This is a genomic window from Pseudomonas arsenicoxydans (assembly GCF_006438915.1).
In the GTDB taxonomy this organism is placed as follows: domain Bacteria; phylum Pseudomonadota; class Gammaproteobacteria; order Pseudomonadales; family Pseudomonadaceae; genus Aquipseudomonas; species Aquipseudomonas arsenicoxydans_A.
The window spans coordinates 52,482-63,464 of the sequence record NZ_RCZE01000009.1; the positions used below are offsets into that span (position 1 = coordinate 52,482).

A 10,983-nucleotide genomic window follows, 5' to 3' on the forward strand; every position below is an offset into this window, starting at 1 on the left:
CTGGATATCTCTTACACGTTTACTGACCGACAGGTCGGATCGGCAATTTCAGCTCCGCACACAATCCCCCACCTTCACGATTGCTCAACGTCAGCGACCCGCCAATGGCCAACGCCAGTTGCTGTGCAATCGCCAACCCAAGTCCCGTGCCACCGGTGCTGCGGTTGCGTGAATTCTCCACCCGGTAGAACGGTTCCATCACCTGTGCCAGCTCTTCCTCGGCAATGCCCGGCCCGCGGTCCATGACTTTCACTGACAGGCTGCCGTTTTTGTTTTCCACCTTCAGTTCAGCCGCGCCCGCGAACTTCAGGGCATTGTCGGTCAGGTTCACCAGCACCCGGCGCAACGCATGGGGTCGGGTGTTGATGACGGCTTCACTTTTTCCGCCCAGTTGCACGTCTTTGCCCATGTCCTGATAGTCGAACACCAGGCTGTCGAGGAAAGAGTCCATGTCGGTGCGCCGACTTTCTTCGGTCGAGCCGTGAATGCTGCGCGCGTACGCCACGCCTTCGCGTACCAGGTGTTCCATCTCGCCAAGGTCGTTCCACAGTTTGTCTTTTTCGACGGAGTCGTCCATGAATTCGGCGCGCAGTTTCATGCGGGTGATTGGGGTTTGCAGGTCGTGGGAAATAGCCGCCAGCAGTTGCATGCGTTCCTTGAGGTACGCGGCAATGCGGGCCTGCATGGCATTGAACGCCTTGGCCGCGTGGGCGACTTCAGTCGGGCCTTTTTCGTCCAGGTGCACCGCGTGGGCATTGGGGTCGAGGGTTTCCACGGCTTGCGCGAGGCGCGTCAGCGGGCGGATGGCGATGCGCACGGCCAGCCAGGTGCAGGCGATCAACAACGCCAATTGGCCGAGCAATACGACAGGCAGCCACGGCGACAGCGGCACCATCGAAGGGCGCACGTCGATGGTCACCGGGCTGCCATCGGCGAGTTTCAGGTGGACCTGGAAGTGTTTGATCGGGCCGGGGATGTCGGTCACGGTCATCGGGTAGTCCTTGCCGATGGCGTCCTTGATCGACGTCACCGCAATCGGCGTGTCATGCATGGCCGTGCCCGGCGAACCTTCATCCAGCAAATAGCGGTAATTGCGCCGTTCCAGTTGTTGCAACCAACTCATTCGTTCCGCCGCTGGCAAGCGGTCGAGGATGGCGATGGAGGTCGAGACGTCGGTCTCAAGGTTGCCAAGCATGGTGTTTTTCGCGGTTTCGTAACGCTCGTAATACTGCGCGCCGAAGGACAACGCCTGGGCCAGGATCAAGCCGATCAGGAAGATCAGCGACAGCCGCGAGGCGAGGGTGCGGGGCCAGCGAATCGCAAGGTTCATGAGGGTGCACCGAGTACTTCTACCGCCAGCGAAAACACGTAGCCCTCGCTGCGCACGGTTTTGATGTAGGCCGGTTCGCGGGCGTCGTCGAGCAAACGCTGACGTAAACGGCTGACCAGTAAGTCGATGGAACGGTCGAACAGGTCGGCATCGCGGCCCTGGGTCAGGTTCAGCAGTTGATCGCGATTGAGCACCCGTTGCGGGTGATCGAGGAATACCCGCAGCAGCCGGTATTCGGCGCCACTGAGCGCGACCATGGTGCCGTCCTCGTCCAGCAAGTGCCGGGCCGAAGTGTCCAGGCGCCAGCGCCCGAACGCTAGCAGGCGGCCGCTTTCGGTCACCACCAGGTTGGGCGGCAACATGCGCGTGCGGCGCAGCACGGCGTTGATACGGGCGAGCAACTCGCGGGCGGCGAACGGTTTGACCAGGTAATCATCGGCGCCCATTTCCAGGCCGATGATGCGGTCGGTTTCGTCGTTGCGCGCGGTGAGCATTAACACAGGCGTGGCCTTGTGTTTGCCGGCGCGCAATTCGCGGCAGAGCATCAGGCCGTCGTCGCCGGGCATCATGATGTCGAGCACGATCAGGTCTACCGGCGTGGTTTCAAGAAAGGCACGCATCTGCCGGCCGTCAGCGACGACGGTGGTGCGCAGGCCGTTCTTCTTCAAGTAGTTGCCTACCAGTTCCCGGATCTCGCGGTCATCGTCGACGATGAGAATGTGATCGACGTGTTCCATGGGGGCCTTGCCTCTGTAAGTGGGGGATGCCACGCAGTCTATCGAGCCTTGGTCCGCTTGCCCGCCGCCCTTTGTATTGCAGTGTATCTGGCTTGGCGGCGGATACACGCAGACGCAAAAACCCGGTTTTTCAGGGGTTTTGTATCGCTGTGTATCGCAGGGCGGCTTTGATACGTACCGATTTACACGCGTCTGTTTTCGACACAGACCAGATACCTCGCAGGCTTCTAATAGGTTCCATCGAGGCAAACCAGACCGCCTCGGCTCAATTGAACGACCTACCCATTGAAGCCTTGAGGAAACCACCATGAACACTAAAGCCATCTACGCCGCTTGCCTGTTTGCTGCCCTGAACATCTGCACCTTGTCGGCCCGTGCCGAAGCAGACGTCACCCCGAAAACCTACACCTACGGCACCCATCTGGACATCAAGAAAGTCGTGTCGCTGAAACAGGACGCGACCCCGGCCTGTGGCGTGGTGGATGCGCAACTGACTTACCTGGATTCGCAGAACAAAACCCAGGTTCTGGACTACCGCAAAGTGGCTGACAACTGCAACTCGGACAACTGATTGCTGCGATCACCCAGTGCTCATCCCCTTTGAAACAGGAAGAACCTCATGAACAACGTAAGCCGCTACCTGACCGCCATTGCCTTCTCCGTCGCCGGCGCTGCCGCCCATGCCAATGCCGCTGTTGAACAGAACAGTTGTGGCAGTGCCACCTGCTTCCAGCTGACGCCGGTGGCGCACAAGGATTCCAACGCATTTCTGGCCGAGGAGGGTTATAGCCGTACGCCGCAGGGGCAGCATCTGGATAACCAGACTGCCTGAAGCCAGACATCGCTCATGTAAACGCCACCAATCTAGTGTGGGAGCGGGCTTGCTCGCGAAGGCGGAGTGTCAGTCGACATCAATATGGAATGTACTGGCCTCTTCGCGAGCAAGCCCGCTCCCACATTAGTTGTGTGTGAATCGCCACCCCTTATTAGGTGATCCCATGTTTCTCATCGCTTTCCTGGGCGGCATATTGACCGTCCTCAGTCCCTGCATCTTGCCGGTCGTGCCGTTCCTGTTCGCCGGGGTCAAACGTACCCGTTCCTCCATCCTGCTGACGCTTGGCGGCATGGTCCTGACGTTCGCCCTGATCTCCAGCCTGGCTGTGGTCAGCAGTGAGTGGGTGGTGCAAGCCAACAACACCGGGCGCCATGTCGCCCTGTTCGTGATGGTGCTGTTTGCCCTCTCGCTGATTTCGGCCCGGGTCGGTGACTGGATGGCACGTCCGTTCGTGGCGCTGGGCAATCGCCTTGACCCTGACACCCGCAAAATGTCCGGCCCGTTGAGTTCGGTCATGATCGGAGTCGCCACCGGTCTGCTGTGGGCACCGTGCGCCGGGCCGATCCTCGGGGTGATCCTCACCGGCGCCATGCTGCAAGGCGCCAATGCGCAAACCAGCCTGTTGCTGCTGGCGTACGGTTTGGGCAGCGCACTGTCCCTGGGGACGTTGATCTTCGCCGGTCGCGGCTTGGTCAATCGCTTGAAAGCGTCGATTCCGGTCACCGGTTGGCTGCGTAAGGGTGCAGGTGTTGCGGTGCTGGCGGCTGCGGCGGTGATTTCCACCGGCGCTGATAAAACCCTGCTGGCCGGCACCTCGTCCGAAGGCGTCAGCAGCCTTGAGAAAGGCGTGCTGGAAAACGTGCCGAAAGTGGTCGATTACTTCGTCAGCAAAGTGAAGGCCGATACGATGGACAACGCCCAAGGCGTCATGCCGTCGCTGAATGGCGCCGTCGAATGGCTCAACTCGCCGGCCCTGACCAACGAATCGCTGAAAGGCAAAGTGGTGCTGGTGGATTTCTGGACCTTTGACTGCATCAACTGCCAGCACACGCTGCCGTATGTGAAGGACTGGGCGAAGAAGTATGAGAAGGACGGCCTGGTGGTGATTGGTGTGCACACCCCGGAATACGGTTTCGAACGCATCATCGACAACGTCAAGGATCAGGTGAAGAAGCTCGGCATCACCTACCCGGTGGCCATCGACAACAACTACGCGATCTGGCGCAACTTCGACAACCAGTACTGGCCCGCTCACTACCTGATCGACGCCAAGGGCCAGGTGCGTTACACCCACTTCGGTGAAGGCAGTTACGAGACGCAGGAGAAGATGATCCAGCAACTGCTGCAAGAAGCGAAAGCCCCGGCAGCGTAAGCGACCCAATCAATGGCCCACAGGCTCCGCGCCGTGGGCCATTGGCTTTTTCGCCTGACTGCGTCGCCATGCGGCCGGCGGTGCACCGAATTCACGACGGAAGGCCCGACTGAACGCCGTGTCGGTCTGGTAACCCACTTCTTCGGCAATGCGCATCAATGAGCTGTTACTGCTGCGTAACAGGTTGGCCGCCAGCAGCATCCGCCATTGCGTCAGGTACTGCATCGGCGAACTCCCCACCAATTGCTGAAAGCGTTCGGCCAACACCGATCGTGAGGTGCCGGCCGTTCGCGCCAGTTCATCCAGCGTCCAGGCGTGACAGGGTTTGTTGTGCAGTGCGTTCAACGCGGCGCCGACAATCCGGTCACCAACCCCGGCCAGCCAACCGGTACGTCCTTCGCTCTGTTCGTTCATGTGCAGGCGCAGCACTTCGATGAACAACACCTCGGCCAGTTTCGCCAGCACACCTTCGCCACCGGGCCTGGGCGAGCGAGCTTCGGCCAAGGCATAACGCACTGAAGACTCCAGCCACAGGCCTGCATTCGAACCGCGCACATTGACCCGGACCACCGCGGGCAACCCGGTCAGCAACATGCCGGCCAACCGCGTATCGCATGCCAGATAGCCGCACACCAACCGCGTCACCGCGCCGCCTCCGCCATAACTCAATTGCCGGGGACGCCGCGCCAGCACCACGTCCAGCCGCGCACCGCTGGCGGGTGCGAGCCCGGGTGTCGAGCTCATGCGATGGGCATGCCCCTGCGGGAAAACCACCACATCGCCCGCCGTCAGCAGCAGCGGAGGATCATCCCCGAGTTCGACGTAGCACTCGCCTTCGGTGATCAAGTGAAAGATCACTATGCGCTCGGCGCCAGGCTCCAGAAACGGCGCCGCCGTGTCGGCGCTGGGCGACTGGTAGCACCACGGTGCGGTGAACCGGGCATTGATGAAAATCGCGCCGACCAGGCGTACGACCCGCAAGGTTTGGGACAGGGCGTCCATGGAGGTTTTCCGGTGTAGGGATCGCACTGATTGTGAGCCTGTCGCCGCCAGGCGGCCAACCTCCGGACGATCGGACAAGGTTGGCCGACGATCGGGCAGGACGCCGGCGTGCGCCGGGGCGATAGTTGGCTCACAGGGCCACTACCGACCCTGTCATCAATAACAAGAATGAGAGGTTGCCATGCCTAAGTTCGTCATAGAACGCGAGATCCCCGGCGCTGGAACACTGTCAGAACGGGATTTGAAAGCCGCGGCGCTAAAGTCCTGCGGCGTGTTGCGCGAGTTGCCAGAGGTGCAGTGGCTTCAGAGTTACGTCACCGGTGACAAGCTCTACTGCGTGTACATCGCACCCAGCGAAGCCCTCATCAAAGAACACGCCACCCGCAGTGGTTTCCCGGCCAGCCGTGTTTCCCAAGTGACGAGCATCATTGATCCCACCACGGCGGAATAAGCAGCGGTCGGTCGCCATTCGTACGGAGCAGACTTCATGAGTACACCGATTGATCTCACTGCCCTGAAAAATCGCCAGATGGCCTCCTGGGCCAGCGGCGACTACGCCATTATCGGCACCACGTTGCAGATTGTCGGCGAGCAGCTTGCCGAAGCCTGCGACCTGCTCTGTGACGAGCGGGTGCTGGACGTCGCCGCCGGCAACGGCAATGCGACACTCGCCGCCGCGCGTCGAGGCTGCAATGTCACTTCGACCGACTACGTCGCCGCGCTGCTGGAACGTGGCGAAGACCGGGCGAGGGCAGAACGCCTGGAAGTCAGCTTCCAGGTGGCCGACGCCGAAGCGTTGCCGTTCGACGACGCCAGCTTCGATGCCGTGCTGTCGACCTTCGGCGTGATGTTTACGCCGGACCAGGCCAAAGCCGCTTCAGAACTGGCCAGAGTGTGTCGCCCCGGCGGCCGTATCGGCCTGGCGAACTGGACACCCGAGGGTTTCGTCGGCCAGATGTTCAAGACCCTTGGCCGTCACATACCGCCACCTCCCGGCGCGCAACCACCCTCAAACTGGGGAACCGAAGCCTGGTTGCACTCGCACTTTGACGAGCGCAACTTCCTGGTTCAGGTCACGCGCCGAACCTTCAACTTCCGCTATCGCTCGGCGGCGCATTTCATCGATATCTTTCGCAACTGGTACGGCCCGCTCCACAAGGCCTTCGCGGCGCTGCCTCCCGAAGGTGCCAGGGCATTTGAGAGTGACCTGACTGAACTGATCAACCGGATGAACAGGGCGGGAGAAAAATCGCTGGTGGTGCCCAGTGAATACCTCGAAGCAGTCATCACAAGACGCTGAGTTGATGCAGAACTAATGTGGGAGCGGGCTTGCTCGCGAAGGCGGCGGATCAGTCGATATCTACATTGACTGACACACCGCCTTCGCGAGCAAGCCCGCTCCCACAGGGGTTTTGTGGTGTTTATGGATTTACTGAATGCTGGCGCCTCGGGCCGCCAGCAGTTCGCGCAATACCGAGCGGTGGCAGTGCGCTTCTTCCTCGCAGTAACAACCAACGGCCAATGAGGATTGATGGGAGAGGGCGGCCAGCAAGTCGAGTAACTGGCTCGGCGCGGGGTGGTTCATTTCAGCCTTGAACTTGCGTTTAAAGGCTTCCCAGGCTTTTTCATCGGTGGCCGCTTTGGCCTCGGCGACCAATTCCGCGCTCGGCGACAGCAGCGGTTGCCACACATCATAAAAATCACGACTGGCAAACTCGGCCTTCGGTACGCCACGGGGCGGGCGGCGGACCGTGCCCAGGCGCAAGCCTTCATCAGGCATGCGCGGTGAGCCGAGTCGAATGATATGAATGGCCATGGCGGGTTAGGAGTGACGCGAGCCGTCAAACCACTCCAGTGCCGTGCGCCAGATGCAGATCCCCAAAAAATACGCCGACATCAGCAACCAAAGCCCCATCACCATCGGGTTGATGACCGGATGATTGATCACCAGGGACAGACTGCACAGCAGCCAGATCGCCGTCACGGCGATGTTGATCGGCATGAAGCGGCGCACGCGAAACGGGTGCAGGAACTTCATCCGGGTCACGGTCAGCAAGGCCAGTCCGATGACAGTGAGCAAGGTGATCCACGGCGACGGCGCGATGATGTACAGGCACAGCGCAACCACGTTCCACGCCGCCGGAAAGCCCTGGAAGTAGTTGTCTTTGCTCTTCATGTTGACGTTGCAGAAGCAAAACAGCGACGACACCAGAATCAGCGACACGGTCAGCAGCAGCGTGTAGTCCGGCAGCGGGATGTAGCGATAGATGAACAGCGCCGGGATAAACACATAGGTCAGGTAGTCGATCACCAGGTCCAGGATCGAGCCATCGAAACTGGGCAGCACCGATTGCACATTGACCTTGCGCGCGAGTGCGCCGTCCAGCCCGTCGACGATCAGCGCGACGCCCAGCCACAGCAGGCAGTGGGTCGGCTGGTTTTCCAGCAGGGCCAGGGTGGCGAGGAAGGCGGTCACCACGCCGGTGGCGGTAAAACCATGGGCGCCCCATGCTTTGAGCCTGGCAATGTGTACGGTCGAAATCACGGGGGCGTTCTCCAGAAAGTGAAGCAAGCCTGTTATCACCCCTTCAAGTGGGGGTGTCGGCAAACCGGGTCGGGTAGCAGGTATCGACCGGGAATCCGGGGATAAGGTTCACCGTCTATAAATCTTAGCTGCATGGCAAGAAAATACCCCGGATGAAATCCGTCGGTCGAGGAAAAACGGACGCCGGTGCCCAGTCTGATTTCAGCAGCCCAACGGTGTTGGCGCATTGGTCGGCGAGGACTATCGTTGCCTGACTTAATTACTTTTTGATGAGGACGTCGTCATGAACACCAGCGATCTGCTTGAACAGTTATTGCGGGCCGGCCAAGGCTCGATGAGGCAACAGGGCGGCGGCAGCGCGTCGTCTCAGGATCCGCTCGGTGGACTTGGCGGCTTGCTGGGTGGCCTGATGGGCGGTGGGAGCGGTTCAAGTGCTGGCGGCGGCCTGGGCGGCTTGCTCGGTGGTTTGCTCGGCGGCGGTTCACCTACGGGCGGTTCGACCCAGACTCGCTCCGGTGGCGGCACCAACTATGCGGCCCTGGCGTCTTTGGGAATGATGGCATTTCAGGCGTATCAGGCCTGGCAGCGCAGTCAGGCCTCGGCCCCGCAACAGGCGCCGCGCACGGTGGATCTGTTGTCCGGCCCGGACGTCGAGGATCACAGCCATGCGGTGTTGCGTGCCTTGATTGCGGCGGCAAAGGCCGATGGCCAGATCGATGACGCCGAAAAGCAGATGATCAGCTCTGAAATCGGCAAACACACCGATGACCCGGACCTTCAACAATGGCTGGATGAAGAGGTCGCCCGACCGCTGGATGCCAACGATGTAGCGCTGTCGGCAACCAACGATCCGGCTATTGCGGCGGAAATGTACCTGGCCAGTGTGATGCTGGTGAATGATCAGGGGGAGGCTGAGCGTAACTATCTGGATGAGCTGGCGGTGGCGCTGAAGATAGAGCCTGAATTGCAGGTGCATCTGGAGCAGCAGGCCAAGGGTGGTGTGGCCTGACACAAAAGCTGTTTTGTCCATGAAATTGCTACCGCGAGCAGGCTCACTCCTACATTTGACCGCGTGCTTCAGGTAGAACTCGGTCGAATGTGGGCGCGGGCTTGCTCGCGAAAGAACGATAACGCGGTCAACCGGCTTGCCCGAAACCAGTCACACCAAAAACGTAACGTCATACGCCTCGGCAATCTCCAGTATCCGCGGCAAATCCTCCGGCACCCGCAACCGATCCATCGCCGCAAAGAACTGCCCACCCCGCGGATCTGACACCACACCAATCATTTTCGCCGTCTGGCTGATGTTCTTGTAAGCATGGATCGCCCCGCCGGGAATATGCACATACCCCCCGGCAGAGACCCTGTTGGACACGCCTGCCACCGTCACTTCAACCTGACCGTCGACCACATAAAACGCCTCGTCCCACGGGTGAAAGTGCAGCGGTGGCCCTCCCCCTTGCACGCCTTCCTGAATGTGCATCTCAAAAGGTTTGCTCAGATCACCGCCGGCCAGAATCGTGATCGTCTCGCCGACGACATTCACCGGTGCCGGCGATGTGGCCGACTCGATGACATGAACCGTTCGCATGATTGCTCTCCCAAGGATGAACCCGCACCTGTTGAGTATATTCACTCGCCGGCCTGTCGCTGCCCGGGCCACAGGGCCGTCTGTCCGGGCAATTTCAACGCCGATTGAATTTTTCTCCGGCGCCATCGCTCTGCTGATGTAGAGACGTGCTGCTTCAACGTCCTGCCACTGGCCATAGACCGAGAGATGCGCCCATGACTGCCCTGACACGACTTCAATCCCGGCCTGCCCATGAGCAGGCGTTCTCTGCCGCCGGCAGCCTGATGCAAACCTACGAGCAATTGCTGCTGGGCGACAATGCTCAGCCACTGGCCCGAACCTTTCTGCAGGCACAACTTCAGCAAGCTGCGGACCTGCCACAGGAGATGCCTGAAGACCTGTCGGCCCTGCAATGTTTCGTCGAACAGCACTTTGCCGAAGTGGCTCGCCAATACGCTGACTACCTCAAAGCCCGTAAAGCAGGGGGCGGGCGGCAGTTCTTCAGCAACAAGGCTCACGCCCTGTTTTTCCTGCAAGCCGTCGCCCCGACCAAGCTGGTGGACGGCGCGTGGCTTTACGGGTTGCTGCAACACTGGCGCGACCCGCGTTTCGACGGGCTGATGTGCACCTATCTGGAAGAACTGGGCGATGGCAACCCGGCGCAGAATCATGTGGTGATTTATCGCAGACTGCTGGCCGAGCTGGGCTTGCAGGACAGCGGTGTCATCGCCGACGAGCATTACCTGCAAGGCGCGATCCAGTTGGCGTTGGGTGAGTGCGCAGATGAATTTTTACCCGAGGTGATCGGCTACAACCTGGGTTATGAACAACTGCCGCTGCATCTGTTGATCAGCGCCTATGAACTGGCCGAGCTCGGCATCGATCCCTATTACTTCACCCTGCACGTGACCATCGACAACGCCAGCACCGGCCATGCGCACAAAGCGGTGCAGTCGGTGTCGCAACTGATGCCACTGGAAGGCGATCGCGACGAATTTCTGCGGCGGGTCGCGTTGGGCTATCGGCTGAATGATCTGGGGCAGGGCAGTCGGGCAATCATCGAGTCGTTCGACCTCTACGGCGAAGTGCTGAGCATGCTGGAACGCAAACGCCCGTTCGGCCAGCACATGCATTCCGACTACTGCCGTTTCGAAGGCCAGACCGTCAATCAATGGTTATCGGTGCCAGAGCAGTTGCCGGGCTTTCTCACCGCCCTGGAAAACAAGGGCTGGATCAAGCGTCACCAGGATCCGCAGGCCAGCCGTTTCTGGCAGTTGATCGAGGGTGACGGCGCGGCGATGTTTGGGGTGTTCAGCCCTTATGAAAAACAACTGCTGCACGACTGGATAGCCGGCGAGTGGACGCCTGAGTGCCCGCCACCTGCCTATCGCCGCAGCAATCAAGACGCCGTGGAACCCGTATTACCGCTCAGCGATCCGGATGTCCAGAGCCTGCAATCGGCATTAAAGGGGCGGGCCGCTGCCGAGCAGATGCAGGTGTTGATCCCGTGGCTGTCGGCGCAGCGCCATTCCCATCCCGCCGGCCTGCTGGCCACGCGCCTATTCATCGAGCTCAAGTCCAGCCTTCGGTAA

General features: G+C 60.5%; 13 protein-coding genes. 7 read left to right on the forward strand and 6 right to left on the reverse strand.

The features are described 5' to 3' along the window. Positions 1-19: 19 nt before the first annotated feature. Positions 20-1,330 (reverse strand): ATP-binding protein, encoded by a 1,311-nt coding sequence (locus tag EAH78_RS19175; RefSeq protein ID WP_140668920.1) that lies wholly within the window; start codon positions 1,328-1,330, stop codon positions 20-22. Continuing rightward, positions 1,327-2,067: a response regulator gene (locus EAH78_RS19180; RefSeq protein ID WP_123436128.1), complete on the reverse strand. Its 741-nt coding sequence runs from the start codon at positions 2,065-2,067 to the stop codon at positions 1,327-1,329. The genes EAH78_RS19175 and EAH78_RS19180 overlap by 4 nt, the downstream gene beginning before the upstream one ends. A gap of 307 nt (positions 2,068-2,374) precedes the next feature. Here EAH78_RS19180 and EAH78_RS19185 point away from each other — a divergent pair, with 307 nt between their 5' ends. The 3 genes from EAH78_RS19185 (at position 2,375) to EAH78_RS19200 (ending at position 4,274) form a co-directional block, all read left to right on the forward strand. Then, positions 2,375-2,638 carry a DUF2790 domain-containing protein gene (locus EAH78_RS19185; protein WP_140668921.1) on the forward strand — a complete coding sequence of 88 codons (264 nt, stop codon included), beginning with the start codon at positions 2,375-2,377 and terminating at the stop codon, positions 2,636-2,638. A gap of 48 nt (positions 2,639-2,686) precedes the next feature. After that, positions 2,687-2,899 carry a hypothetical protein gene (locus EAH78_RS19190; RefSeq protein ID WP_140668922.1) on the forward strand — a complete coding sequence of 71 codons (213 nt, stop codon included), beginning with the start codon at positions 2,687-2,689 and terminating at the stop codon, positions 2,897-2,899. Positions 2,900-3,065: 166 nt separating this feature from the next. Then, positions 3,066-4,274, forward strand: a complete 1,209-nt coding sequence (locus EAH78_RS19200) for a cytochrome c biogenesis protein DipZ (protein ID WP_140668923.1) — start codon at positions 3,066-3,068, stop codon at positions 4,272-4,274. A gap of 9 nt (positions 4,275-4,283) precedes the next feature. On the opposite strand, the gene EAH78_RS19205 is transcribed toward EAH78_RS19200, so the two are convergent. Continuing rightward, a complete protein-coding gene (locus tag EAH78_RS19205) occupies positions 4,284-5,276 on the reverse strand; it encodes an AraC family transcriptional regulator (protein ID WP_140668924.1) in 993 nt (330 codons plus the stop codon). A gap of 181 nt (positions 5,277-5,457) precedes the next feature. Here EAH78_RS19205 and EAH78_RS19210 point away from each other — a divergent pair, with 181 nt between their 5' ends. Together EAH78_RS19210 and EAH78_RS19215 are read left to right on the forward strand one after the other, a co-directional pair. Beyond that, the gene (locus tag EAH78_RS19210) at positions 5,458-5,727 is read left to right on the forward strand and encodes a DUF4242 domain-containing protein (RefSeq protein ID WP_140668925.1); all 270 of its coding nucleotides are present in this window, start codon (positions 5,458-5,460) and stop codon (positions 5,725-5,727) included. A 36-nt stretch (positions 5,728-5,763) separates the two neighbouring features. After that, complete coding sequence (locus EAH78_RS19215; protein ID WP_140668926.1) at positions 5,764-6,576, forward strand: class I SAM-dependent methyltransferase; 813 nt, start codon at positions 5,764-5,766, stop codon at positions 6,574-6,576. 129 nt (positions 6,577-6,705) lie between these two features. Here the strand turns inward: EAH78_RS19215 and EAH78_RS19225 are convergent, their stop codons facing one another. After that, the gene (locus EAH78_RS19225) at positions 6,706-7,092 is read right to left on the reverse strand and encodes a DUF488 domain-containing protein (protein WP_140668927.1); all 387 of its coding nucleotides are present in this window, start codon (positions 7,090-7,092) and stop codon (positions 6,706-6,708) included. Between the two features lie 6 nt (positions 7,093-7,098). Beyond that, positions 7,099-7,821, reverse strand: a complete 723-nt coding sequence (gene pcsA / locus EAH78_RS19230; RefSeq protein WP_140668928.1) for a phosphatidylcholine synthase — start codon at positions 7,819-7,821, stop codon at positions 7,099-7,101. A 283-nt stretch (positions 7,822-8,104) separates the two neighbouring features. Between pcsA and EAH78_RS19235 the strand changes: the two genes are divergently transcribed. Further along, on the forward strand, positions 8,105-8,830 hold the full coding sequence (locus tag EAH78_RS19235; protein ID WP_140668929.1) for a tellurite resistance TerB family protein: 726 nt from the start codon (positions 8,105-8,107) through the stop codon (positions 8,828-8,830). Between the two features lie 150 nt (positions 8,831-8,980). Here the strand turns inward: EAH78_RS19235 and EAH78_RS19240 are convergent, their stop codons facing one another. Next, positions 8,981-9,412 (reverse strand): cupin domain-containing protein, encoded by a 432-nt coding sequence (locus EAH78_RS19240; protein WP_140668930.1) that lies wholly within the window; start codon positions 9,410-9,412, stop codon positions 8,981-8,983. Positions 9,413-9,606: 194 nt separating this feature from the next. Between EAH78_RS19240 and EAH78_RS19245 the strand changes: the two genes are divergently transcribed. Beyond that, entirely contained in the window at positions 9,607-10,983 is a 1,377-nt protein-coding gene (locus EAH78_RS19245; RefSeq protein ID WP_140668931.1) for an iron-containing redox enzyme family protein, read from the forward strand.

Coding starts and splice junctions, on each gene's coding strand:
- EAH78_RS19200 (WP_140668923.1), top strand. CDS start 3,066: ATGTTTCTCATCGCTTTCCTGGGCGGCATATTGACCGTCCTCAGTCCC.
- EAH78_RS19190 (WP_140668922.1), top strand. CDS start 2,687: ATGAACAACGTAAGCCGCTACCTGACCGCCATTGCCTTCTCCGTCGCC.
- EAH78_RS19185 (WP_140668921.1), top strand. CDS start 2,375: ATGAACACTAAAGCCATCTACGCCGCTTGCCTGTTTGCTGCCCTGAAC.
- EAH78_RS19215 (WP_140668926.1), top strand. CDS start 5,764: ATGAGTACACCGATTGATCTCACTGCCCTGAAAAATCGCCAGATGGCC.
- EAH78_RS19175 (WP_140668920.1), bottom strand. CDS start 1,330: ATGAACCTTGCGATTCGCTGGCCCCGCACCCTCGCCTCGCGGCTGTCG.
- EAH78_RS19205 (WP_140668924.1), bottom strand. CDS start 5,276: ATGGACGCCCTGTCCCAAACCTTGCGGGTCGTACGCCTGGTCGGCGCG.
- EAH78_RS19235 (WP_140668929.1), top strand. CDS start 8,105: ATGAACACCAGCGATCTGCTTGAACAGTTATTGCGGGCCGGCCAAGGC.
- EAH78_RS19245 (WP_140668931.1), top strand. CDS start 9,607: ATGACTGCCCTGACACGACTTCAATCCCGGCCTGCCCATGAGCAGGCG.
- EAH78_RS19180 (WP_123436128.1), bottom strand. CDS start 2,067: ATGGAACACGTCGATCACATTCTCATCGTCGACGATGACCGCGAGATC.
- EAH78_RS19210 (WP_140668925.1), top strand. CDS start 5,458: ATGCCTAAGTTCGTCATAGAACGCGAGATCCCCGGCGCTGGAACACTG.
- EAH78_RS19240 (WP_140668930.1), bottom strand. CDS start 9,412: ATGCGAACGGTTCATGTCATCGAGTCGGCCACATCGCCGGCACCGGTG.
- EAH78_RS19225 (WP_140668927.1), bottom strand. CDS start 7,092: ATGGCCATTCATATCATTCGACTCGGCTCACCGCGCATGCCTGATGAA.